At 47.9% G+C, this 23,780-nt stretch carries 20 protein-coding genes and 1 other RNA gene; 10 read left to right on the forward strand and 11 right to left on the reverse strand.

Features of this window, described 5'->3' with window-relative positions; all coding sequences use genetic code 11:
- Window positions 1–172 precede the first annotated feature (172 nt).
- Complete coding sequence (locus QGP82_RS07255) at window positions 173–553, forward strand: hypothetical protein (RefSeq protein WP_163667045.1); 381 nt, start codon at window positions 173–175, stop codon at window positions 551–553.
- An 85-nt stretch (window positions 554–638) separates the two neighbouring features.
- Here QGP82_RS07255 and QGP82_RS07260 read toward each other — a convergent pair whose 3' ends face one another.
- Complete coding sequence (locus QGP82_RS07260; protein WP_499058097.1) at window positions 639–2,558, reverse strand: tetratricopeptide repeat protein; 1,920 nt, start codon at window positions 2,556–2,558, stop codon at window positions 639–641.
- Between the two features lie 309 nt (window positions 2,559–2,867).
- Here QGP82_RS07260 and QGP82_RS07265 point away from each other — a divergent pair, with 309 nt between their 5' ends.
- A complete protein-coding gene (locus tag QGP82_RS07265; RefSeq protein WP_163667048.1) occupies window positions 2,868–3,602 on the forward strand; it encodes a phycocyanobilin:ferredoxin oxidoreductase in 735 nt (244 codons plus the stop codon).
- A 34-nt stretch (window positions 3,603–3,636) separates the two neighbouring features.
- On the forward strand, window positions 3,637–4,293 hold the full coding sequence (gene gmk / locus QGP82_RS07270; RefSeq protein WP_163667050.1) for a guanylate kinase: 657 nt from the start codon (window positions 3,637–3,639) through the stop codon (window positions 4,291–4,293).
- On the opposite strand, the gene QGP82_RS07275 is transcribed toward gmk, so the two are convergent.
- The 5 genes from QGP82_RS07275 to hemB all read right to left on the reverse strand — a co-directional run bounded on the left by QGP82_RS07275 (window position 4,229) and on the right by hemB (window position 9,706).
- A complete protein-coding gene (locus QGP82_RS07275) occupies window positions 4,229–5,968 on the reverse strand; it encodes a peptidoglycan D,D-transpeptidase FtsI family protein (protein WP_163667052.1) in 1,740 nt (579 codons plus the stop codon). The genes gmk and QGP82_RS07275 overlap by 65 nt on opposite strands.
- A gap of 60 nt (window positions 5,969–6,028) precedes the next feature.
- A complete protein-coding gene (locus QGP82_RS07280) occupies window positions 6,029–6,604 on the reverse strand; it encodes a hypothetical protein (protein ID WP_163667054.1) in 576 nt (191 codons plus the stop codon).
- Between the two features lie 482 nt (window positions 6,605–7,086).
- Window positions 7,087–7,803: a biliverdin-producing heme oxygenase gene (locus tag QGP82_RS07285; RefSeq protein ID WP_163667056.1), complete on the reverse strand. Its 717-nt coding sequence runs from the start codon at window positions 7,801–7,803 to the stop codon at window positions 7,087–7,089.
- A gap of 392 nt (window positions 7,804–8,195) precedes the next feature.
- Window positions 8,196–8,537, reverse strand: a complete 342-nt coding sequence (locus QGP82_RS07290) for a metal-sensing transcriptional repressor (protein ID WP_006517865.1) — start codon at window positions 8,535–8,537, stop codon at window positions 8,196–8,198.
- Between the two features lie 182 nt (window positions 8,538–8,719).
- Window positions 8,720–9,706: a porphobilinogen synthase gene (hemB, locus tag QGP82_RS07295; protein ID WP_499058100.1), complete on the reverse strand. Its 987-nt coding sequence runs from the start codon at window positions 9,704–9,706 to the stop codon at window positions 8,720–8,722.
- A gap of 142 nt (window positions 9,707–9,848) precedes the next feature.
- On the opposite strand from hemB, the gene QGP82_RS07300 reads away from it, so the two are divergent.
- The 5 genes from QGP82_RS07300 to QGP82_RS07320 all read left to right on the forward strand — a co-directional run bounded on the left by QGP82_RS07300 (window position 9,849) and on the right by QGP82_RS07320 (window position 14,483).
- Entirely contained in the window at window positions 9,849–10,445 is a 597-nt protein-coding gene (locus QGP82_RS07300) for a biotin transporter BioY (protein WP_006517867.1), read from the forward strand.
- A 21-nt stretch (window positions 10,446–10,466) separates the two neighbouring features.
- Window positions 10,467–10,964 carry a signal peptidase II gene (lspA, locus tag QGP82_RS07305; protein ID WP_163698498.1) on the forward strand — a complete coding sequence of 166 codons (498 nt, stop codon included), beginning with the start codon at window positions 10,467–10,469 and terminating at the stop codon, window positions 10,962–10,964.
- 182 nt (window positions 10,965–11,146) lie between these two features.
- On the forward strand, window positions 11,147–13,423 hold the full coding sequence (locus tag QGP82_RS07310; RefSeq protein ID WP_163667062.1) for a transglycosylase domain-containing protein: 2,277 nt from the start codon (window positions 11,147–11,149) through the stop codon (window positions 13,421–13,423).
- 87 nt (window positions 13,424–13,510) lie between these two features.
- Window positions 13,511–13,993, forward strand: coding sequence for a flavin reductase family protein (locus tag QGP82_RS07315; RefSeq protein ID WP_163667065.1), 483 nt, complete (start codon window positions 13,511–13,513; stop codon window positions 13,991–13,993).
- A 139-nt stretch (window positions 13,994–14,132) separates the two neighbouring features.
- Window positions 14,133–14,483: a phenylpyruvate tautomerase MIF-related protein gene (locus tag QGP82_RS07320; protein WP_163667067.1), complete on the forward strand. Its 351-nt coding sequence runs from the start codon at window positions 14,133–14,135 to the stop codon at window positions 14,481–14,483.
- Between the two features lie 883 nt (window positions 14,484–15,366).
- On the opposite strand, the gene QGP82_RS07325 is transcribed toward QGP82_RS07320, so the two are convergent.
- Complete coding sequence (locus QGP82_RS07325; protein WP_499058104.1) at window positions 15,367–17,961, reverse strand: U32 family peptidase; 2,595 nt, start codon at window positions 17,959–17,961, stop codon at window positions 15,367–15,369.
- Between the two features lie 138 nt (window positions 17,962–18,099).
- On the opposite strand from QGP82_RS07325, the gene QGP82_RS07330 reads away from it, so the two are divergent.
- Window positions 18,100–18,660: a DUF2808 domain-containing protein gene (locus tag QGP82_RS07330; protein WP_163667073.1), complete on the forward strand. Its 561-nt coding sequence runs from the start codon at window positions 18,100–18,102 to the stop codon at window positions 18,658–18,660.
- A gap of 71 nt (window positions 18,661–18,731) precedes the next feature.
- Here QGP82_RS07330 and QGP82_RS07335 read toward each other — a convergent pair whose 3' ends face one another.
- The 3 genes from QGP82_RS07335 to QGP82_RS07345 all read right to left on the reverse strand — a co-directional run bounded on the left by QGP82_RS07335 (window position 18,732) and on the right by QGP82_RS07345 (window position 20,802).
- Complete coding sequence (locus tag QGP82_RS07335; protein ID WP_499058106.1) at window positions 18,732–19,205, reverse strand: BAR domain-containing protein; 474 nt, start codon at window positions 19,203–19,205, stop codon at window positions 18,732–18,734.
- A 107-nt stretch (window positions 19,206–19,312) separates the two neighbouring features.
- Window positions 19,313–19,496, reverse strand: a non-coding RNA gene (ssrS, locus tag QGP82_RS07340) — 6S RNA.
- A gap of 139 nt (window positions 19,497–19,635) precedes the next feature.
- Window positions 19,636–20,802 (reverse strand): 5-(carboxyamino)imidazole ribonucleotide synthase, encoded by a 1,167-nt coding sequence (locus QGP82_RS07345; protein WP_163667076.1) that lies wholly within the window; start codon window positions 20,800–20,802, stop codon window positions 19,636–19,638.
- 194 nt (window positions 20,803–20,996) lie between these two features.
- Here QGP82_RS07345 and QGP82_RS07350 point away from each other — a divergent pair, with 194 nt between their 5' ends.
- Window positions 20,997–21,521: an XdhC family protein gene (locus QGP82_RS07350; RefSeq protein ID WP_163667079.1), complete on the forward strand. Its 525-nt coding sequence runs from the start codon at window positions 20,997–20,999 to the stop codon at window positions 21,519–21,521.
- A 235-nt stretch (window positions 21,522–21,756) separates the two neighbouring features.
- Here QGP82_RS07350 and QGP82_RS07355 read toward each other — a convergent pair whose 3' ends face one another.
- On the reverse strand, window positions 21,757–22,515 hold the full coding sequence (locus QGP82_RS07355) for a WecB/TagA/CpsF family glycosyltransferase (protein ID WP_348918294.1): 759 nt from the start codon (window positions 22,513–22,515) through the stop codon (window positions 21,757–21,759).
- Window positions 22,516–23,780 lie beyond the last annotated feature (1,265 nt).

Below are 23,780 nucleotides of genomic sequence, written 5' to 3' on the forward strand. Positions count from 1 at the left end.
TAACCAGTAGTAGGAGTTGACCCAAGCCTAGTGAAACCGAGCATGCGTCCACATCCACCAAAATTGAGAATTTCTTCAATTTTCACACCCGGTGGTGGGTTGTTCCAGTCCCTGCAAAATCAAGATAGTTGCATCAAAATCATAGGTAATGTGTTGCACGAGGACATCTGCGATGGCTGAGTTAACTGGTCCCTGGCTAGGGTCTTACTGGCAGGCAAACTCCCCCACCCGGTTTGAAGCCACCTTTGTCCAAGCGAACAATAGTATTAGTGGTCGCATTGTGGATGATGGGCCCTTAGGTGAAGCCCAGGTACACGGACAAATCACTGGCCGCTATGTGACGTTCACAAAAAAATATTTCAACACTCCCAGTTACGCTATCCAATACACCGGAACAGTGTCAGAGGATGGTGATCATATCAATGGCCACTGGCGACTCGATTCTAAGCATAGTGGCGAATGGGAAGCCCACCGCAGCGATAACGATCTCAGTAAAGAACTACGTGCAATATTGTCCAAAAACGCACCAGAATTGGCAACTACCCCAAATTAATTACCCTCCTGTAGGGTCGTTGCATGCAACGACCCTACAGGGGATAGATAGTTTCTAGACAAAATCGTTATTTGTGGAATGTGTCCTATAACTTCAGCATTACCTGAGGCAAAATTTCAGCGGGCACCTTATTCAGGGCATTTTGCTGGCCATCTAACCCTAGCAGTTCATAGTGGGCAGAAACATTGCGTACCAAGGCTTTGAAGATGGGCTCATAGCTAGATGCCGTTTTGGTAATTTGTTTGAGGGCAGTGACGTAGTGCACTAAGGCACGGTCCAGGTTACCGACAATCAGAGCTCTGTTATCGGTAGCTCGGGCCATTCTGTCATAAATACTGCCTAAGCAATGGCGAATCGAAGCGAGGTCAAGATTATTGGGCGCTAATTCTGAGGCTTTGAGGGCAGCTTCATAGGCAATTACAGCATTTTGCTTATAGCGCCCTTCAGGATCGGCTGGTGCCTCAGGATGGTTTGCTAATTCCCAAAACGCTGTGCCCAAATTGTTATAGGTACTGGCACAGGCCGTCGGATCAGTGCTGGGGGTACGATAATTCAGCGCATCCCGGTAAGCGGCAATGGCATGTTTGAGTAAAAATATAGGACGTTCATGACGCGACAAACTCCAGTAGGCAATGCCTAAATTGTTTTGTACCGCTGCATATTCTAATGGGGACGTTTCGGGGTGATGACAGCGCAAAGCCTCGTTATAGGCGGCAATTGCCCGATGCAGCTGGGGCTTGGGTTGTTCATAGTAGGCCAGCTTCCAGTACACGGAGCCCAGGCTGTTCTGCAAGGTGCCATATTCTTCAGGATTGCTATCTGCCGAGCAAAATGGTAGAGCCTGACGATAGGCGGTGACAGCGTCCTTCAGGTGGGTAATGGAGTCGTCGTAATTGGCTAAGGCACTATATACTGCCCCCAAATTGCCGTACAGGCGGCTGGTGGTTTCTGCATCACCATTGGCACTCAGGCCTTCTCTATACAGATTCACACTGCGGTTCATGCCCTCAACCAGGGCCGAACGCTCACCTTGGAGCTGAGCGTTGAGCCAGTGCAATGTGCCTAAATCATTGAGACCAGCAGCCCGTTGAGTATCCTCCGTTGGCAACCAGTTTAGGTAGAGTTCAAAGGTTTCAATGGCGGTTGCCAATAGATTGGGGGTCATTTCCCCAGCTTCAATGCGATCGCGATAATGATTGCCAAGGGTATGGTAAGCCTGGGTAATCTCCTCAGGTGTGGCCCCCTGCTCTTCTAGCTGAGCGAGTGTTTCCAGAGGATTCTCCAGGGTAGTCACGTCTACGATTACGGATGGGCTCTGTTCTGGCTCAACATCAGTAGCCGCAACATTAGCCGCTGCGGGCTGCTGGTCTCTCTGAGCCAAATCCTCACTGAGAATCTGCCAGATATCAGCATTTTGAGCAGTGGACACCCCTCCATAAAGCGCATCCGTCACCTGGTGGCCGGTATTAGCAATCTCTGGAGCAGAGGACACAGGCTCACCCACAAAGGTGAACACACCACTACGCCACTGCCAAAACTCAGGGGCAGACTGTTGCAATGTGCGATACCAGGGCCATGACAGCCACAGCACCAAGCTGCTTTCAAGGTGGGGGAGCAAAGATTGAATATTTTCAAGGGATCGCAAAAAGTGATTTTGCGATCGCATCGGCTGGTGGGTCATCGCCTCTAAACCAACAATCTGTAGATGGGGTGTGGGTTTGGGCGCTTGCTTTAGCCAATGCACCAGCTGTAGCATCAAATCGGGCTGACTCGGATCAAAGGCAAGCTTCGCTAAGGTTACTGTCCCAAAATCATCCAGGGTATTATCCGCTGCTGTTAAATCCGCTTGCAGTCTGGAGACCAGCTGTGTCTTCAATGTGTTGCTATCGCAGACCGCAATCAAAAGCTGGCGTCTGAGATTAAGCTGGAGTGCTGTTTTAAGCCCTTCGTACTGACGTTGATTTAACCCCAAAACTTTGCGAGATTTGAGTTGTGTGGCCACCATAGCGTAGGAAAAATGTGTGTGATGTTGAAGTGGGGCAACAGAAGTGGAGGCTTAGGCCTTGGCAGTATCCGACGATCGGAATGCTTACGTGGCCCGTGTTATGCCCTAATAAGCACAACAACTAAGTACCAATCTTTTCCCTAAAAAAAAGTCAACATCAGGAATAAGGTGACGAATTGGATCATAGGTAGTTGATTCTGCCTGAGACCTTTACGCTACTGTAAACTTGATTTATCACACCACCCGCGACGATACCGTTTTTCAATGGTGCAGTCCAATCTGTTTATAAGGTGAACTGAACGCTCATCCATGTCGATTACGGTAAAGTACTCCATCCGTCAGCATCAAAACTCTGTCATCTGTGAGTTGGCTGACATCATTGAAGAGACCTGGCAACACCATCTTGTCCTCTCGCCTTACAATCTCCCCAACGATCTGGGCTATGTAGAAAGCCGTCTAGAAGGCGAACGACTTGTCATTGAAAATGCCTGCTATCAAACCCCAGAGTTTCGTAAACTTCACCTAGAACTAGCGAAGGTGGGTCCCAATCTCGACATTCTGCACTGCGTAATGTTTCCTCGCCTTGAGTATGGGCTACCGATGTTTGGCTGTGACATTGTCTGCGGTCGCGGGCAAATTAGTGCAGCCGTTGTGGATTTATCCCCCACTAATCCCAACGGCTTGCCCATTGCCTATACCCATGCCCTTAAGGGTAAGGGAACAAACGGCTATAGCCATCCACGGGAACTCCCTAGCTGGGGCCACATTTTTTCGGACTATTGCTGTTTTGTAAAACCCATAGGTCCTCAGGAAAATCATCGTTTTCTGGAGCAGGTGCGCTACTACCTGACCTTGCACTGTAAACAAGCAGTTGCCATGACTCCCACCCCCCATAAACGGGCTGAGATCTTGGCAGGTCAGCGCAACTACTGCACCCACCAGCAGCAAAATGACAAAACCCGTCGCATTTTAGAAAAAGCATTTGATCCTGTCTGGGCTGAACGCTACATGAAGACGGTGCTATTCGATCTATCGGAGGAATAGGTCTGTAAAATTTCCGTAGTTTTTTCTGTAAGTTATGCCTTCAATATCAGTTCCCTTGAGTTCAGAAATCGTTGTTACGTCTCCAACCGTAGGGCAACTGATTGTCTTTACAGGCCCCAGTGGCGTGGGCAAGGGAACGTTACTACGCCAGTTGCTCAAGCATCATCCGGACATTCAGCTATCGATTTCAGCAACCACTCGCCAACCTCGTCCAGGTGAGGAGCATGGTAAACATTATTACTTTGTTTCACGCCCGGAATTTAAAGCCATGGTTGAACAAAATCAACTACTGGAATGGGCTGAATTTGCGGGTAATTTTTATGGCACCCCGCGTCAACCCTTAGAAGCGATGATTTCCCATGGCAATGTGGTGATTTTAGAAATTGAGTTGGAAGGGGCCCGTCAGGTGCGCGCCACGCTACCAGAAGCACAGCAGATTTTTGTCTTGCCCCCCAGCCTCCAGGAACTAGAAGATCGCATTCGTCAGCGGGGTCAAGATTCGGAAGATGCGATCGCAAAACGTCTGGCGCGGGCCAACGTTGAAATTGAAGCTGCTGAAGAGTTTGATATACAAATCGTCAACGACAACCTTGAACGAGCCACCCGTGAGTTAGAAAAGATCCTATTTACTCCGCGTGCCTTGAAGGAGGAACACCCGCCATCACCACAAGAGACTCAACTACCGACTTAACCAGGGGCGCAGTTACCGTTGAACCATAGGCATCTTCACCCAGAGGTTCATCGATCACAGCCAGCACCACATAGCGGGGATTCTCCCCTGGCACAATGCCCACAAAGCTAACGATGCGACCATCGCCATATTCACCATATTCATTGGCTTTTTGGGCAGTCCCTGTCTTACCCGCTAGCCTATAGTTGGCGATGCGAGCCGTTTTACCAGACCCAGATTCCACAACGGCCTCCATCATTTGGAGGACTGCCTGGGTCGTGTCTTTAGAAAACACTTGTTTGGCAGGTGGTCGCTGAGGCTGCCACGTGGGGTTTCCTTCCTGGTCAATCAGCCCCCTGACCAAATGGGGTGTTACCAACTCACCGCCATTGGCCAAAGCAGCATGGAGCTGTACCAACTGCATCGGATTGAGAGAAAATCCTTGGCCAAAGGACGTGGTTGCAGCTTCCACTTCACTGTTAACAAACTGAGAGCGACTTTTGAGCTGGGCGGTGGCCTCGGCAGGAAGCTCAATGCCCGTTGCATTCCCTAACCCTAATTGTGCCAGCCAGTCGTAGTACGTCGAGCGTTTTAACCGCTCCATAATGTGAACCATGCCCACATTGCTGGAATGGCGCAAAACATCAGTGATGGTGATGGATCCCCGTCCTCCCACGGCTTGATAATCAACATTTTGAATCGTCCATCGGTCATATTGCAGACGACCTTCGTCATAGACGTAGTCACCAGGAGCAATTAAGCCTTCTTCGAGTGCGATCGCAACATTGATAGGCTTAAAAGTTGAGCCCGGTTCATACAGATCGCTGATCACCCAATTCCTAAACTGCGCAACATTCGCCTCATAGTAGCGATTAGGGTCATAGGTGGGCGTCACAGCCAACGACAACACAGCCCCATTACGGCTATCCATCACAATTAAGGCCCCCCGCTTGGCCCCATATTGACGGACAGTTGCCTCTAAATTTCGCTGAGCAATGCGCTGCAAACGACTATCCACAGTCAGCTGTAGCCTGAGCCCATCACGATTAGGCAACTGTTTCGGCGTATGGGGCAATGGCACATTATCCAGCTTATACAGCAGCCGATCCTGCAGCATGTACTCCAAGCCAGCCTGGGGTTGCCCTTCCAAATTGATATACCCCACCAGCTGAGACATCAATGTTTGCTGTGGATAAAAGCGCTGCTGACTAGGCAACAATTCCAAACCATCTAACCGTAGATCACGAATACGCTTGGTCAGCTCTTCTGAAACATCTACAGCAACCTGAATACCCGTTTCCTGCTCTTGAAAACGCTGCAGCAACGTATCTTGGGGTTGACCCAGGGCGCTTCCCAAGGTTTCAGCCATCTCCTGGCGAGAGCGACTAAACAGCATGGGGTGAGCATAGATGGTATAAACAATCCGATCCACCGCCAACACATTCCCCTGACGGTCCACTATCGGACGTCGTGATGCCCGAGGAACCTGGGGTACATTTTGTCGCTGTTGCTCAGCCTGGAGCTTAAGTTGGTCACCAACCACTAACTGCAACCGAGCAAGACGCGCACTTAGGCCAAACATCACCAACACCATAAAGGCCCAGACCGTGACAAGGCGAAATCGTGGTGAAGACGTATGACGAGGGCGACGACGACTAAACGGACGGCGCTCCGGACTAGATGGCTGCGTAACCATAGATATTAGGCGAGCACAATAAGCATACAGAAGGCGCTCACATCAAAAGACCTCACTGACCTAATAACCCAGGGGATGGGGCATGGGAGAAGGAGCTTCAGGCTCAACAGAGGGCTCAACTGATGGACGCGCCGGAGCAGGTGACAAGAAGATAGCACGCTTAGGCTCAAACGGCTTAAACCCAGCAGAGGGAGACTCAGCCTGCTCAGCCATATTATTTTTCAACGTTGCATTGGCAGTAGTGACCTGTTGGATCGAGGCCTTGAGCGTTTCCAAACGCTGAAATGAACGAGATACGGTTTTATCTAAATAAACTGTCCAGCTATAGACCACTAAGGCCGTTGCAACTAAGCCACCGGTCAGAACAGTAGACCCCTGCTGCACTCCCACTAAAATTTTGAGGCCGAGCGGCAGCCGAGGCGCTCTAGGCAGTTGCTTGACCTCAGCAGGCGCGTGCACCTCATTGGGCACTGCTGCCACAGACGGAGCACCCGAATTCGCGGCAGCCTTAAAAGGATATCTCGCCACCGAGGATGAAGCTGTCTTATTGACGGGATGCAGTAATACCAGATTTCGCTTCTTAGAGCTCTTAACGCTATTACTCTTATCTCGATCAGCCCTAACGGCAAAACCCACTCGTTTACTCCTCACTTTAAGCGTCGCCCCATGCGCCAGAGCGATGATCACTCAAAACGCACTGTGGTTACCCACATTCAAATAAAGATCTACAGGCTTCCATAAGCAAACCACAGATCCGAACACAGACAGAACAAACCTGCCCACGCTCCACCAAAAAATAGCAGAAAAGGTCAACTTATCAAGTATTTTTTGGCACTCAATGTAAAATTACAGCCAGCCTGCCTGACTATTTCTGCCAAAACCATCCCAAAGTAAAACTAAGAATAGCTGATTTGCAGTTTATAAATTGAGCCTCATGCTACAGGAGCACTTTCCAAAGAACAAGCCCTCAAAAATATCTGATAGCGACTTTTTAAATTGATAGGAAGTTTTAGTCAAGCAACTGTAGAGCTTAAAACGAAAATGGGCAGTATTCCTGGAGGAATACTGCCCATTTTCTAAGCAATTGAGAACTTGATTAGCTTAATAAGCAATCAACTCTATTCAGCTGCAACTAGTTCAGTGCTGCCCCGACGACGACCGCGAGTCAAACTATTAAACAGCATCTGACCAATAGCTTTAACCAAGTTACCCTCAAGCTCTTGGAATAAACGCATGTTGATCCCAAAAGCATCGTTAGCTTCCTCTACAATGCGATCAGCCATCGCCTCATCAACAGGGGCGGCATCAATAGTGCTGCGGTACTTATTCTTAAACGCGCCCTCATCGGGAATCGTGGGAAATTCGTAAAACGCTACACCTTCATCATCCGCCAAGTTCATGGCACGTTGGGCAATGCTCTTAAGGATCTGGCCACCCGATAGATCACCTAGATAGCGAGTATATGAATGACCTACAAGCAATTCAGGTGACTCGTTAGAAATTTCACGAATCCGATCAACATAAGATTGACCCACTGGAGAAATAGAAACTTGCTCTTGCCAGTTAGGACCGTAGTAGTAAGCTAAATCAGTCTCAAGGGTTTCTTTACGGTATAGCTCAGGGTAGTAGACCGCTGAAACTACCGGATGATCCTTGTGGCGCTCCAACTCTTCTTCCATTGCAGCGTACACATAGTAGAAGTTAGCCACTAGCTTACGGTAGGACTTCTTCTCAACAACGCCACGCAAAAAGCAACGAACAAAGCCCACATTCTCGGCCATTGTGTGCGCTTTCTGCGTACCTTTCTTGAGCTTCTCGGCTAAATTGCTGCTCATACTAAATATCTCGACGTTAAATGAATTTAATATCGTCCGCCGTACGCGTAGGACGACGAGCTAAACGAGTTTGAACGGCTTTATAGAGTTAACAACGTCTCCAAAACGTATCTATCAAGCCTGTTTGGGAAATAGGGACATCGCCACAATTGCTACCGTAGACCGTTTTGATGAGCCAATACATTACATTTTTTTACGCAGAAGTCAGGCAAGCCACAGTGATTTTTGGCCCCAAAAAGCTAAAAACCTATTTCTGCATAGGATTCATGACAATGTGTCAACGTGTCTTTTTTGTAGCATTTCGAAATCTTTTGAAATTTAGGCCAAAGGTTTCTGAAAATTTAATTGCAGTCTGGTTACAGAATGATTAGCCAAATATAGGTCCATACCCCCTAATCAAAAAAGCGATCAAGGGCTGCTTTCAATTCAGTCAGCTCAGCTTCAATATTGCCTTCAGTGACTGCACGGCTGATGCATTCACTCAGATGTTCGTCCAGAATGAGGCGTGCCACCCGATCAAGGGCTCCTCGCACCGCAGCAACTTGTACTAATACATCTGGACAAGGTCTACCTTCATAAACCATTGTCTTGATGCCACGCACATGCCCCTCTATACGAGATAGGCGGTTAACAATGCGTTTTAGAGATTCCTCACTATGGGTGTGGCCGTGGGCGGCATGGCCATGGCCATTGGCATCATGGGAATGGGAAACAGCGTCTGAAGAGGTGCTCAAGGGCTAAAACAAGTAGGTGGGCTAAAAAGAGTCAAAAAATAACGAACACCTCCACCGGAGATGTTCGTTAATTATTGTTACGCCTGCATCAGGTTTTGTCATCCTGGTTAGGTTCTATGTATTCAATGCCGCAGCCAGCCTAACTACCAGGCTTAAGACCAATGACGCTGGAAAAACGCATTCTATTGCCCCTTTAACCAACGAGCAACATCCTTAGCGTGGTAAGACAGAATTAAGTCAGCCCCAGAGCGCTTAAAGCTCATCATGGTCTCCATTACCAGCTTTTCTTCATCTACCCAGCCATTTAAAGCTGCTGCTTTGACCATGGAGTATTCTCCAGAGACATTGTAAGCAGCTACCGGTAAATTGCTCGCTTCTTTGACGCGCCAAATGATATCCATGTAGGCAAGGGCTGGCTTCACCATCAGCATGTCAGCGCCTTCGGCAATATCTAGCTCAATTTCCTTGATCGCTTCTTTACCGTTAGCTGGATCCATTTGATACGTGCGGCGATCGCCAAATTGGGGGGCAGATTCAGCCACATCCCGGAATGGGCCATAGTAAGACGATGCATACTTGGCGGCATAGGACATAATCGGAATATTCTCAAAGCTGGCATCATCAAGCCCTGAGCGGATAGCTCCTACAAAGCCGTCCATCATGCCAGATGGAGCGATGATATCTGCCCCTGCATTAGCCTGGGAAACGGCTGTTTTCTTAAGCAGTTCTAGCGTGGGGTCATTTAGCACTCGACCCGTCAAGTCTCCCACCTCTAGATAGCCACAGTGTCCGTGGGGAGTATATTCACAGAGACAGGTATCTACCGCCACGATCAGGTCGGGAACAGCCTTTTTGACGGCTTCTGTTGCTTTCTGTACAATGCCGCAGTCATGCCATGCGCCGGTGGCATCATCATCTTTTCCTTCAGGGATACCGAACAAAATAATTGAGGGAATCCCAAGGTCGTAGACTTCCTTGGATTCCTCTACAATTTTGTCCACCGATAGCTGATAAACACCGGGCATGGACTTCACTTCATTAGCAACGCCCTCACCAGGAACCGCAAATAGCGGATAGATGAAATCACTGGTGGTAACAACATTTTCGCGAACCATACGGCGCAATTGTGGATGGCTGCGCAACCGGCGGGGGCGATGAGTGGGAAACATGTCAGTTCTTAAAGAAAGCCGTATAAAAGGATTAAGTAAACAGTCTAAAACCTGCTCGGCTGTCTACTTTCAGTCAGATTAGAAAAAGTAACGTTCTCGTCAAACGATAAAATAAGCCACCGTCGCCGTGAGGAATATGTAGGTGTTTGCAACGGCAGAGTTGCTGTGGGCGTTAATCGGCTTGATTCTAACCATTGGAGGCACATGGCTAGAGGTCTTTATTACCAATGGGCCTTGGAGTTGGGCCAACGGTGTGGAGGTGTTTTCTTTAGGCGTGAGTTTTCAAGTGGGAGCTGTATTGCTTATCGGCTGTTTGGGGGGGCAAAATGCGGCTGCGTTGTCCCAGGTCGCCTATCTGAGCTTGGGCCTTTTTCTATTCCAGGCCTTTGATCTGCAAGTATTTACCCAGGGTGGTGGGTTGAGCTATCTCAGGGAGCCTAGCTTTGGCTACTTGTTGGGCTTTATCCCGGCAGCATGGGTTTGTGGATACCTCGCGTTCTGGGAAACCCTGAAGCTAGAAACCCTAGCCTTAAGCTGTTTAGGGGGGTTACTAACAATTCATGCAGTGGGATTGGTGTATTTGCCCCTAGCCTATGTATTACAGTGGACAGGCGACAATGCGCCATCATTAATAGAGGCCATTTTCACGTACTCGATTGCACCTTTCCCAGGACAGCTAATTTTAGTCTGTGCAGTTTCAGTACTGGCCTATGGTATGCGTCAGATCATGTTCTACTAGCTTCAGCACCGTCATAGCAACATGGGCAGATTACGGAGAAAACAGATCAATCGCCTGTTTTGGGTGGCTGCTTTTATCGGACTCTTATTAGACCAAATCACCAAACATTGGGTTGTCCAGAACTTTAATTTGGGCGAATCGGTCACGATTATTCCGGGGGCTCTAAATTTTACTTACGTTCTAAATCGCGGTGCGGCCTGGAGTATTTGCAGTGGAGAAAACTGCCGTTGGATACTGCCGTGGTTGTCAGTTATCGTGAGCATTGGAATTGCTGGCTATGGTCTCTTGTTTCGGATTGAAGATCGCTGGGAGCGGGCCGGATGGGGATTTATCTTAGCCGGAGCCTTGGGTAATGGCATTGATCGCGTCAAAGCAGGGGAAGTAGTGGACTTTATTCAGGCCTTTCCCATTACCCGATTTCCGGTCTTCAATCTGGCAGACATCTGGATCAATGTAGGGATTATTTGTTTGTTAATTGCTATTTTGTTGACACCAAAACACGAACCAAAACGTCCCTAGACAAAAACTACGGGAAAATCACGCCACCTTTTTATAAGCGGCCTAAAATAGGCCGTATTCCTATCCGCAATTCTGGGTGTGTTAGCTGTAGCTGTAATAGCTAGATCAGGGGTCAATGATTGAGGGGTTATAGTGAACCCATATTTTGAACATCCGCATTTTCAAACACTCTACGTCTAAGGATGACTCAGCCACCCCGTCATAATTCATCGACGACGCCTCCTCGAACCATCTTGGGCACGATGACCCAGGTGATTCAGAATGTGGCTCGGGTAGATTTCAACAAACTGGCGTTAAAACCAGGTGCTCGGGTACCTAAGCTGGTGGTGGACTATGACAACCAGCGACAGGTGTATGACCTGGTGGGCGATCATTATGTGCTGGGGCGTAGTTCTAAAAACTGTGACATTGTAGTGCGCAGTCCACTGGTGAGTCAGACTCATTTGACCTTGACTCGCGATCGCAACCAGCCTGGCAACCCGTTTGTTCTCAAGGATCAAAAATCCACCAACGGCACCTACTGCGGTCAAAAACGACTGAAAACCTTTAAGCTCCGAGATGGCGATGTGCTGAGCTTAGGTCCCAACGAGCTGAGCGATGCCGTTACGGTACGCTTTCAAAACCCAGCACCCTGGTATCTCAAAACCATTCGCTACGGTCTCTATGGCATCACTGGCAGTGTTGCTCTGACGGTCTTTTGGGTAGTTGCGCTTGAATGGCCCAAAATTCCGATTCGCCCCATACCCGAATCAGTTCAGGGACCTGTCTCCATCCTTGGCAATGAAAATGGCGATCGTGTGCTGCTGAATCCCATCACGAACCAGGCGCACATCGAAAAAACCAAACTGCGGGAATATTCCAAATATTTGCCTCAAGCCGTAGTCGCGTCAGAGGATTCTCGCTATTACTGGCACCTGGGTGTGGACCCCTGGGGCATTGCTCGAGCGGCTAAAACCAACCTGAGAAGCGGCACCATTCGAGAAGGCGCTAGTACTCTGACTCAGCAAATGGCCCGAAACATCTATCGGGAATATGTGGGCAGTGACGATAGCGCCATGCGCAAAATTCGCGAGATGATCGTCGCCCTCAAGCTGGAAACGTTTTACAGCAAAAATTACATCATGTTGCTGTATCTCAACCGAGTGTATTTAGGCAATAACCTCTATGGTTTTGAGGATGCCTCCCAGTTTTACTTTGATAAGTCTGCCAAAGACTTAAATATCCAGGAAGCCGCCACCCTGGTGGGCATTTTGCCCGCGCCCAATGCCTTTAACCCCGTCCAGAGCTACAATGACGCGCTAGACTACCGCAACCGTGTGATTGAACGCATGGTGGCCCTCGGCATGATCAGCCAGGAAGACGGCCGCCGTGCCCGTCGCTCACGCATTGAGATTAGCCCCAAAGCACGGGAACAGCTCCAGAGCATTCGGGCCCCATATTTTTATAGTTATATCTTTGATGAGCTAGACCAGGTTCTGGGCATCAGCTTTGCCCAAGAAGGTAATTTCTATGTAGAAACTAGCCTGGATTTAGCGATACAAAGCCAGGCAGAAACGTCCATGCGCTCAGGCATTGCCAACCTGGGTGGCCAGCATGGTTTTTCCCAGGGAGCCCTGGTCACCCTGAAAGCATCCACGGGTGAAATCCAGGCCCTCGTCGGCGGCGTAGATTATAGCCAAAGTCAGTTTAATCGAGCTTCTCAAGCTGTTAGACAACCTGGTTCCACATTCAAAATTTTTGCCTATGCCAGTGCTCTAGAACAAGGCATTCCCGCTAGCACCAGTTTTAGCTGCAACGATATGAGCTGGGGTGGTCAGTTTTATCAGGGGTGTCGTTCGGGTGGTGGTGCGCTCGATATGTACGATGGCTTTGCTCTATCAGAAAATGTAGTCGCCCTACGGGTCGCGCGTGAGGCTGGTCTAGACAATATTGTGAACTTGGCCCAAACCATGGGTATTGAATCGGAATTAGACCCTGTACCAGGGTTGGTGCTCGGTCAAAGTGGGGTGACACCATTAGAAATGACTGGATCGGTGGGTGCGATCGCAAACAATGGTATCTGGAATCGTCCCCACGGGATTCAGCGCGTGTTGGATAGCAGTGACTGTGAAGATAATAATGATCCCAGTACCTGCCGGGTCATTTTCGACTTTTCCCTTGATAACAGTGCCGATCGCGATCGCGATGTTCTTAGACCCAATACGGCTCGCACCATGACCTCTTTTATGCGAGGCACCATTAATGGCGGCACCGGTCGTAGCGCCTATTTAGGGTTAGGCGAGGCTGGCAAAACTGGCACCACTAACGATGGCGTTGACCTTTGGTTTGTGGGCTTTGTCCCTAACAATGATTTAGTCACTGGCATTTGGCTGGGCAATGACGATAACACCCCCACCAACAGCAGCAGTTCACAAGCCGCCCGGCTCTGGGGCAACTACATGGGCCAAGTTGTGAGATAAACCATCCCCTCATAAACATTTACCGTTTTTGAACAATTTAATTCGTTTAAACTGAAGCGTTGTACACAACATTAAAGGGTGAATGCAATGCTCGACGAACAGGCCAAAAAGACGATGCTGCGCAAAATTCCCCATGCGCTCTATATCTGTGGTGTCAAAGACGGCGAAGAAGTCAATGGCTTTACCGCTAGCTGGGTGATGCAGGCATCCTTTGCCCCACCGTTGGTTGTCAACTGCGTTAAAGCCGATTCCACCTCCCACGCCATGATCAAAGCTAGCGGCGTCTTTGCCCTCAGCATCTTAGAAGATGGCCAAAAAGAGTTAGCTCAAAACTTCTTCAAACCCCTACGTCGTGTCGGCAACAAATTTGAAGACATCGAATTTTACCCTGGTCCTGAAACCGGCTGCCCCATCATCAAAGACACCCTGGGCTACGTCGAGTGCAACGTGATCAGCACCGTTGAACATGGCGACCACACCGTCTTTGTTGGCGAAGTCATCGGCGCAGGTATTCATCGTGAAGGCGATGCGTTGTTGCTATCCACGACCGGCTGGAACTACGGAGGGTAGTGGAATTTTGAGTTTTGAGTTTTTAATTTTGAGTTCAAGGAATTAGCAAGGTCTATACCCAATAGAGGCAAAGAACTAAAAACGCAAAACCAAGGACTCTTTCACCCCAATAACATCGATTGTTTATTCTGCAATACCCATGCCCTTAATCAAAGTTCAAACCTCCGTCGAAGCCCCCTCTAAAGGCGCTGTGGAAGACATGCTCAAACAGCTGTCAGCTAGCCTGGCAAAACATTTGGGCAAGCCTGAATCCTATGTCATGACTGCATTTCAACCCAGCACTCCCATGACCTTCGGAGGTAGCACCGCTCCCACCTGCTACATCGAAATCAAAAGTGTTGGCACCATGGGCAGTAAAACTAAAACCATGAGCCAGGAGTTTTGTGCCCAGGTACAGGCCGCACTAGGGGTGCCTCCTGATCGCACCTACATTGAATTCGCCGACTCTGCAGGTGCAATGTGGGGCTGGAATGGTAGAACCTTTGGTTAATTAAAAAACAGCCATTTTAACAATGGCCCTAGACCGGTTCATCCTTTAGAATCAGCCATTGCAAAAACGCAAACAAAGGATCATTCTCAATTTGATCTACAGGCCTAAAGCCATCACTAAAATTGGCTTTAGGTTTTCTTTAAAAAGTTTTATCGTGGTTTTACGGTAGTGTGCCTAAGAATTGGTTACGTTAGATTTGTTATTGCAACACACTCTATATTTAACACCTTATGTGTAACCCACCCCGGCAGCAATGTCGGGGTTATTTATTGGGTTTAAATAATGACATTCATTATCTATCCATCACCATTTAAATGCGTAAAACATGATAAATAACATTAATTAAAATCGTTCAGAATGGTGATCTAAGTCACAATTTACACACTTATTTCTGAACACCGACTAATAAAAAATAAACTTGATATATTCAAGCAACAAAAAGTAGATCCCCCTTTCTACATTGGTTTCAAGGATAGAGAAAACAAATAGCCAGATGACTTTAGCCAGTCTTTAAGCAAATTTACGGGGTATTTACGGTGTTGGGTACAGAAATTAATTACATTGAATATGTGCTTAGGGCACACCTTATATGAAACCCACTATGTGTAATCCACCCCGGCAGCAATGTCGGGGTTATTTATTAGATTCAGATATCTTTGAAAGTAGAGCTAAAAAGTATCAAATACATCAATTTTGATGCATTCAAAAACATGATCTAAATCACAATCAATGCTGACTTGACATCAATTTAAGGCGTTCATAAGAACGTGTTTAAGTCACAAAATTAGTAAGCGTCCCCTGAGCGGAGTCGAAGGAGATGCTGGCTGGGGGTGTTGGCTTCGACTTCGCTCAGCCAACGGCACTGATGAGACGGTTACCCAAATTATGCTGATCTGCGATTTTCCAGAGTTCCCCGAGTAACACCAAGTTGGTTAGATAGCTGTAGGGTTTGCCAAAGCTGACGCCCAGTTATGTCCCCCCTTAGCAGCTGTTGATAGCAGCTAAGAATCTGCTGGACCTGGTTCGGTGTCTCGTTAAGAAAATCAATGCGAAAGTGACGTGCTCCCTGCTCAATCAGGCGAGGGATAAATTCTGCACCGGTTTGGGCAACGCCATTGTAAAGAGTGTTTCGGCAGCCTGCATCAGCCTGGAGAACATGCTCAGTGCCCGTGCGATCGCACAGTACCACCTCATGTTTCTCGCACGGGCGACCACAGTTGGAAAAGTCAGTCCCATCAGATAGAAACGCACAGAAGACACAGTGCTCCATATGGAACATCGGCATATGCTGATGCACCGTAATGTCAAACCAATCAGCGGGTGTGGCAGTCAGCAGGTCCAGTAGCTGCGAGATATTCAGGTCATAGCTAGCAGTCAGTCGTTCTAGACCAAATCGAGTCTTGAAATAATCTGCCGTAATCGGATTAGCCACATTCAGGGAAAAATCTCCGATGCAGGGCTGGTGGGCAAAGAATTTTAGATGGTCGTAATTGCGCACCAGGTAACCATCGGCGTCCGACTGGTGCACCTGTTTGAGAATGTATTGTTCGCCTGGCTTGGTAATCCGAGGTGGAGCAACATAGATTTGGGCCTTAGGATTCAGCTCACGGGAAAGCGCCACTGCGTCCCGATAGCGCACCGGGTTTTCCAGCTCGCAATAAACCGTCGTAATATCCGCCGCCAAAACCGCCCGAAGTTGAGCAAAATTACGAACAAGAGGCAGTAACGTAGGTTGGATTGAGTCCCCAAAACCCAACAAACCCGCAGATTGTTCCGAAACCCCGACACCCGACGCCTCCACCAATTGCTCTGCCCTGCCGCACCCCAACCCCCCCGGCAACAAATCCCCATAGGTATGCGTTACCTCCAGCTTCCAAGCCTGCGGCTGCATCCGCTGCTCCAACAATTGCTCCACCAAATCCCGACGTAGGCGATTCAGCTCACTCACTGGCACCATCAGCCCTGCCGCCAGATAGTTAGTCAAAGCACCTAACTGAAATGGAGTGTTCCCTAACCGAGAAAGTTGTTGTACCAACTTTTCAGACGTCAGAGGCTGATTACGAGCCAATTCCAGCCGCTTTGCAGATGTAGCCCTGGCAATGTGGCCTTGGGGATCGGTGGCGATCGCAACCACCGGCTCTCCCTCCACACCATGCACTTCGATATCAATGGGCTGCTGAACCTGGGGCTGCTCACCGCTGTAGCTCTGGCGTAGGACCTTATCTAGCTCTGGGTCAGAGGTTTTCCAAACTTTATAGCCCGGTTTAACCTGACGCAAATCAATGCCGTGCTTAGAAAAGCTCAGACAGACAGTACGCCCCCGATCTTCCACCCCATAAATCCGCCCACCTTGGTCCGTATCGGGATGCCCAGAGTCAAACACAATGCCATCCCCAGCCTTAACCGGTACCTTGGGCCGTAGCTCCACCTGCTGCCTGGTCACCCGCACCACATCCCCCAGGTATACTCCCCGCTTCTTAGCAAACCGGGCATGGACTAATTTCTGGTTATTGATACCGCGAAACCAGCCTGTATACAGACCCCGGGAAAAGGCCATCTCCAGGTTATAGCGTTCATCTGCCGTTGGCTGATAGGAAATGGGTCGATTACCTAGCTTCAGAGATACCTTTTCTGTTGCGATCGCTGGAGAGACCGTCTGCAACGCCCGGTCTAATGCTTGACGATAAACACGGGTAACGTTGGCAACATATTCTGGGGCCTTCAATCGTCCTTCTATCTTCAAACAGCTCACCCCAGACTTAATTAAATCTGGCAACACAGGCAGTCCAGAGAGATCTTGAGGGCTGAGAAGATATTGCTTATCTCCTAGATCGACAAGTTCTCCATCAACCTTCATATCGTAGGTCATACGGCAGGCCTGGGCACATTCACCTCTGTTGGCTGACCGTCCACCGAGAGATTCACTGGTCAAACATTGCCCTGAATAAGCAACACATAGAGCTCCATGAACAAACACCTCTAGCGGCAATGCAATATCTTTTGTTTGTTGTTGTATTTTCTCAATATCTTTAAGAGAACATTCTCTTGCAAGAACAACTAACTGGGCTCCAAGATTGTTGGCAAACTCCACCCCCGCTGCTGAGGTCACCGTCATTTGGGTAGAGCCATGAATCGGAAAGTCAGGGGATAAATGGCGAATTAGTCGGCACATGCCCACGTCTTGAACGATGGCCGCATCCACCCCCGCAGAAATCATGGTGCGCAGGTAGCGTTCTGCTGCTGCTAGTTCGCCAGGAAAAATCAGCGTGTTAAAAGTGACGTAGCCCTTCACACCACGGCTGTGGAGAAATGCCATGAGTTCGGGCAGGTCGGCTTCGGTGAAATTTTGCGATCGCATCCGCGCATTAAACCGATCCAGGCCAAAATAAATCGCATCGGCACCATTCTCCACTGCAGCTTTAGCACAGTCCCATGTGCCTGCTGGCGCTAGTAATTCAGGGCCGTAACACATCGTCATACTCAAACCTATGGAACACCGAACCTATCCACTATTATGGCTTCCGCCATAAATCGCCAGCCTTGGTTATATCAGGCCATCCCCACAATTCCAATAAAATTTTCCAAAATAAGGGTATCAACATTGAAGGACTGAGTCATGAAAACTAGGTGGTTAGCGCTATCAATCGGCACAATCGCAGCAATAGCATTAACCCACACCGCCCAGGCTGTTGAGTTAGCCAACGGCACCACAGCTTTTTTACAACCCCCTCAATTCCTCAATGCGTTTACGACCAACGACTCAGTCATGCGTCGTAATGCCACGTATTTCTTTACCCTCGATCTGCCTGCCAATGCAGATGCCGCCTTGCAACGTGTGGTGATTGAGCCCCAAAATCTAACCCGCCATCTCCAACCCTATCGACTAGATCAGACCGTAGCCTTTTCAGAAACAGCCGGAGACGAGAGAAGTGAACTAGGTTTGGGTAATATTTCCGTCAACGAAGACACCAAAGCTGTAACGGTAGAATTTAATCCGCCCGTTACACCAGGCAGACAAGTAACCATCGGCTTACGTCCACAGCGTAATCCACGCTTCGATGGCATCTATGTATTCCGAGTGATCACTGTTCCAGAAGGCGACCAGCCTCAATCTCACATTGCTGGCCATGGGCGTCTTTACTTTATTGATAACGATAGCGATCGCCTTTACCCTTAGGCCGTATTCAGAGGGGAAAAACAATGTAGAGACGGTGCATGTAACGCCTCTACACCGTTAATTTTCATCCCCTATTTACCAAGGGCTTCATCCAATATCTTTCGAGCTTCTTCTGCACTAGCTCGCGCATCACGATAGCGCAAATTACTTTGGGCAAAGGTTTTAAGCACCTTAAAACCATTCTTTAATTCTTCCAGCTGCTCATCAGTAATGACATCATCAGTAAACAGTAAATCTACTAATTCTCTTACTTTCAAAGCTTCACTGCGGGATCCCTGCACCTTAATTTTTAAGTTAGCCAAGCTACTCAGGATCTGCACCGCATCAACAATTGCATTTTCCTCAGCGGTGGGTTCTGTCTTTTGTTCTTTCACTTCAATAAAATCCTTTGGGGTAAAGCCGTCATCTAAATCAGCCGTTAGCTTACCATCACCCATCATCTCTAGAAGCTGATCCATTGCCTTTTCACGGGCTTTTGCCGAATCACGTCCAGAAACGGTGATCAATACATTTTCGGGACTTTGAGGAATCGTGTATTGAACCATGGGATAGTATATTTGTACCCACCAACAGTATCAATAATACTACCGGATAGTGAACCCCACAGCAAAAAGCTCTTGATCTAACGACCAAGAGCTTTTCAAATCTTAAAAGTTTCACCGCAACGCCGTCTTACCTCAGTTTTTGACCTGGAAAATCCAGGTGGGCCCGTGGTCGCGATTTATAGTTTCCGGGTACAAGCCCGGTATACTGCCACCGCGATCCTGTTCGATGCCCTTAAGTGAAAAGCATAGATCAAGAAACATTGTTGGCAGTCACCAACGTCGTAGTGAAACTAGAGTCATCATAACCAACTGTCCTGGTAAATCGACAAGGGTTGATCGATAGAGATGATTGAGCGGTTTTCCTCACCTCAATCACTATTTCAAATAGAACCCAAAAACGTGGGGACGTTCCATGGAACGTCCCCACGTTTTAAGGGGATTCGGGATACCAGAGGGCTTCTATCTGATGAATGAGTTGGTTGAGCTGATCGCGGGTATGGACGCGATCGCATGTCACCGTGACATGACCTAATTTTCGTCCCGGACGAGATTCCCCTTTGCCATACCAATAGACTTGGGCATTCGGCAATGCGGCTAAAGCCGCCCGCTGTTCTCTATAGTTTGATGTGGAACTTTCAAATCCAAGAAGATTGATCATCAGAGCCTGAGAGCATTTAAGATCAGACGATCCCAGTGATAGTCCACTCACTGCCCGTAGCTGTTGCTCAAATTGGGACGTCACACAAGCATCCAGAGTGTAGTGCCCCGAATTATGGGTACGGGGGGCAATCTCATTAATCAAAACGCGATCATCAGCGGTTAGGAATAGCTCAATCCCAAACATACCAATTACGCCAAGCTGAGTTAATAACGTAGTGGCAATGTGAGCCACTTGCTGACACACGGGATCGCCAACATCTGCTGGTGCAATCACACGGCGACAGACCTGATCAATTTGCTGGGATTCAACCACAGGATAGAGGGCGATTTCACCCGTCTGAGAACGGGCGACCATAACTGCCAGTTCTCGCTCAAATGCTACAAAGGCCTCTAATAGAATTGGCTGATAGCCGAGTTTTGCCCAGGTAGCTTTGACAGAATCCAGGTCTTGCAAAATAAAGGTGCCTTGACCGTCATATCCATGGCGACGGGTTTTGAGGGCCAAAGGGAATCCAACAGTAGCAACGCTAGTTTCCAATTGGGGCAGATCGGCCTTTGAGTTTAGCGCGACAAACTTAGGAGAGGGCAACCCCAAACTCTGACAGTACAACCGCTGATCATATTTATCTAACAGTGGTTCCAAACAGCTCAGCTGAGGATAAAACTGAGTGCCCTGCTTCTCAAGGAGTTGCAGCGCTGGTAGATCAATAAACTCGTTTTCAAAACTAATGACATCACAATGCTTGGCCAGGATAGCCGTTGTATCGGCGTCAGCCACTGCCCCAAAAACCACATGATCAGCAATGGCAACGGCGGGATCAGATTGCTCTGGCGTTTGAATGATCAAACTCAAATCTAAAGTTTTAGCGCCAGCGGCCATCATCCAGGCCAGTTGACCGCCGCCAATAATGCCAATTTTTTTTGCTGTCTGTCCCATAATCAACTTGAAAACTATAAAGGGAACGGTAAGGTCACCTTTTTTAACTGTCCCTTGTAACAGAACAAAGGATGTCTTTTTTAAGGATGATTGCCATAATATATCTTTACGTTTCGCCTTAGCTTAGATAGACTAATCCGTCCCAATCGCCCACACAATAGTAGCGCTCTGCTAACGAGAGAGCTTTTTTATCTATGACTCAGATGACGGTTGATCCCAAAACGTCTTCACTAGAATTGTTTTCTTGCCTCTTAAATCAACTATCCCAAGGCCCTGTTGTTTTGGCTATTGTGACAGCAACCCAAGGTCACGTAGATTCTCAAGTAGGCGATAAGCTACTGATCTGGGGTGATGCTCAAAGTGCTGGCAGCTTAACAGAAAACACTGTCAAGGCGACCGTAACTACCCAGGCATTTTCTGTTCTCAAAACAGGTATTTCCCAGCGGATGGTGATCGATCCCGGCAATAATATGTTTGCCGTCTCCTCGATACCTACAGAAGATAAATCCACAACAGATCAAGTTCATGTTTGGTTAACACGCTGGCAAGGAGAGGGTGCGATCGCAACCGCCCAAGCCATGCTATATGCCCTCGAAGCACCTCACACCAGCCGACTTATTGTCCCCTTAGTAACAGGTCAATTCCCGTATATTATTGACCGCAACTCTCCATCATTACGAAACCTCCAAGGCCAGGATGCATACATAGAAGAGCTATAACTCATTTCCACTGCCCCATCTCCTCAACAACATTCTCAAAAAACAGAAAATAACAACAGAACATCTAGATTGGCACAACCTTCCCTCTGGAGATATTCATCCAGCAGTGCGCTATATCTAACAAAATAGAGAAAAGCCCTGAAATGTCTACAGACATTTCAGGGCTTTATCGTGATGAAATGGCATTAGTACGTAGCAGTTAGGCGTAGCCTCCAAATGCTTTCTGACAATACACTTAAACTGACTTTCGCTTCTTTCGCTTAGCTAACCACTGTTGAAACACCATACCAAAGAAAGGCATATCTTCAATCAAATAACGTCTCCACAGACGCTTAGGCTCAGACATTGTTCGGTACAACCACTCAAGACCCAACTCAGTCACAAACTCAGGAGAACGAGGCTTATGACCTGCCTCAAAATCGATAGCTGCACCGACTGCCAAAAATGTCTTAATGGTGGATAGTTTCTCTCTGTGCTTCACAATCCACTTTTCTTGCTTAGGCGCACCAACACCAACAACTAAGACATTCGCAGACGAAGCATTAATGCGCTCTATAATTGCTTCGCACTCCTCAGGGTTCTTCTCAAAGCCATAGGAAGGTGAGTGAGCCTCAACAATAATATCACGCCCAATACGCTCATTAATACGCTGCTGAGCCAGCTTGGCAACACCAGGAGCCGCACCCAACAAATAAATTTTCACGTCAGGATTTTCGCGGTGATAATCACAAAACCAGGGCAACAAGTCAGAGCCTGAGATTTTGTCACATATGGGCGTACCTAAAAATTGAGCCGCATACATCAGGATCTTGCTATCACAAACGCGATAGTCCACAGCCTTGTACACGTCACGAAAGTCTGTATCGTGTTGCAGTTTCATCAAGTGATCCACATTGGGTGTAACCACAACTCCGCCGTGAGCATCTAAACGCTCTAATAGCTCCTGTCGGGAAAGGTTGTCAATCTCAACGTCTAATATATTGACCTTAGGCACTTTATCGGTAGTTAGGGCAGATACATTTGTATAAGAGTCTTTGAAATTATGGTCTGAAGTGACGACAGAAGCTTGGTACTGCATGATTTTCCAGAAGGCTACCTTACGACTAATACAAAAACATTCACAACTGAGGTCGAAGACAAGAACAATCATTCAAATGTCCTATACAAGGAACTATTTGCCTGTCAACCTGAAGGCCTGTTGGTGAAGGGAGATGACACCTGAACAACCATTCCAATAGCGTTATACCACTGCTGTAATAGTCACTCCGTGCCTTGCATGAACTCATCGAATAAACTTAATGGGATAATAAAGAACCGATGAGAATACATACATACCCACACAAGCACAGCAACAATAGTCCCCAAGCAGTAGTGGCAGACTAAAGTTTTAGCCTCTCATACTGCTAGAGCAATTAGCAAACAGCTTTCCGAAAAAACACTGTAGTGATAATGCCCAACCTACTTTAGTGACTAAGAAGTCCTAACAATAGTTTCCTGCTGGAGGGCAAATAAATTTACGTATGTAGCGGTTGCTTTACTATGTAGCTTGTGCACTCATTTGAACAAATCGTCGAAAATTCTACAAAAAGAACATCCACCTCAACAAAAGATCGGTAAGAATCTCAACAGAACTATACATAGTCTTTAAAACTGAGGCTTTCACTACCCAACTTTTTCATCTACTACAGCCTTAGCAGTCCTCTTTTAGGCAAAATCCATCGAAATACTTACATAAAATTCATGCTCAGGTAGATTGTTCTTACAACAACTTTTTACAACGCCACCAATCACTATTGACAAAATCATCAATTAACAGTTGTGCCGTTAGCTCAGCAGCACTTGCTTCAGCATACTTAAAGCCTTGCCGGTCATGAACAGGACAAATGTGCCAGAGAGCTTGGTGGAAAAAACCTGCGCTGATCTAAGTTGCAACAATTCGAGCCCTGAATAGTGATAGTGGCATGATGCCAATCCCACCATTCAGGACATCGATGTCGGTTCACTCTAAACCCTAAAACCCCAGAATTCCTACGCCCAGGCCATTAAGAACCCTCCATAGCGATAGGATCGAGCACATGAGGTTTGTACAGGTACCGCCTTGATGAGCTTGCTATCGGATCGCACAGTTGCCATGACCATGGCCATTTAAGCCGTGATCATCGCTATCGAAAGATATGCGCTATCGGCCCAGATATCATCATCCTTGATCGCTATGGAAATGCCCTCAAGCATTCTTAAAAGCCGACAGGCACAGAAATA

Source organism: Leptothoe sp. LEGE 181152 (assembly GCF_032906605.1).
GTDB lineage: Bacteria > Cyanobacteriota > Cyanobacteriia > Phormidesmidales > Phormidesmidaceae > Leptothoe > Leptothoe turfae.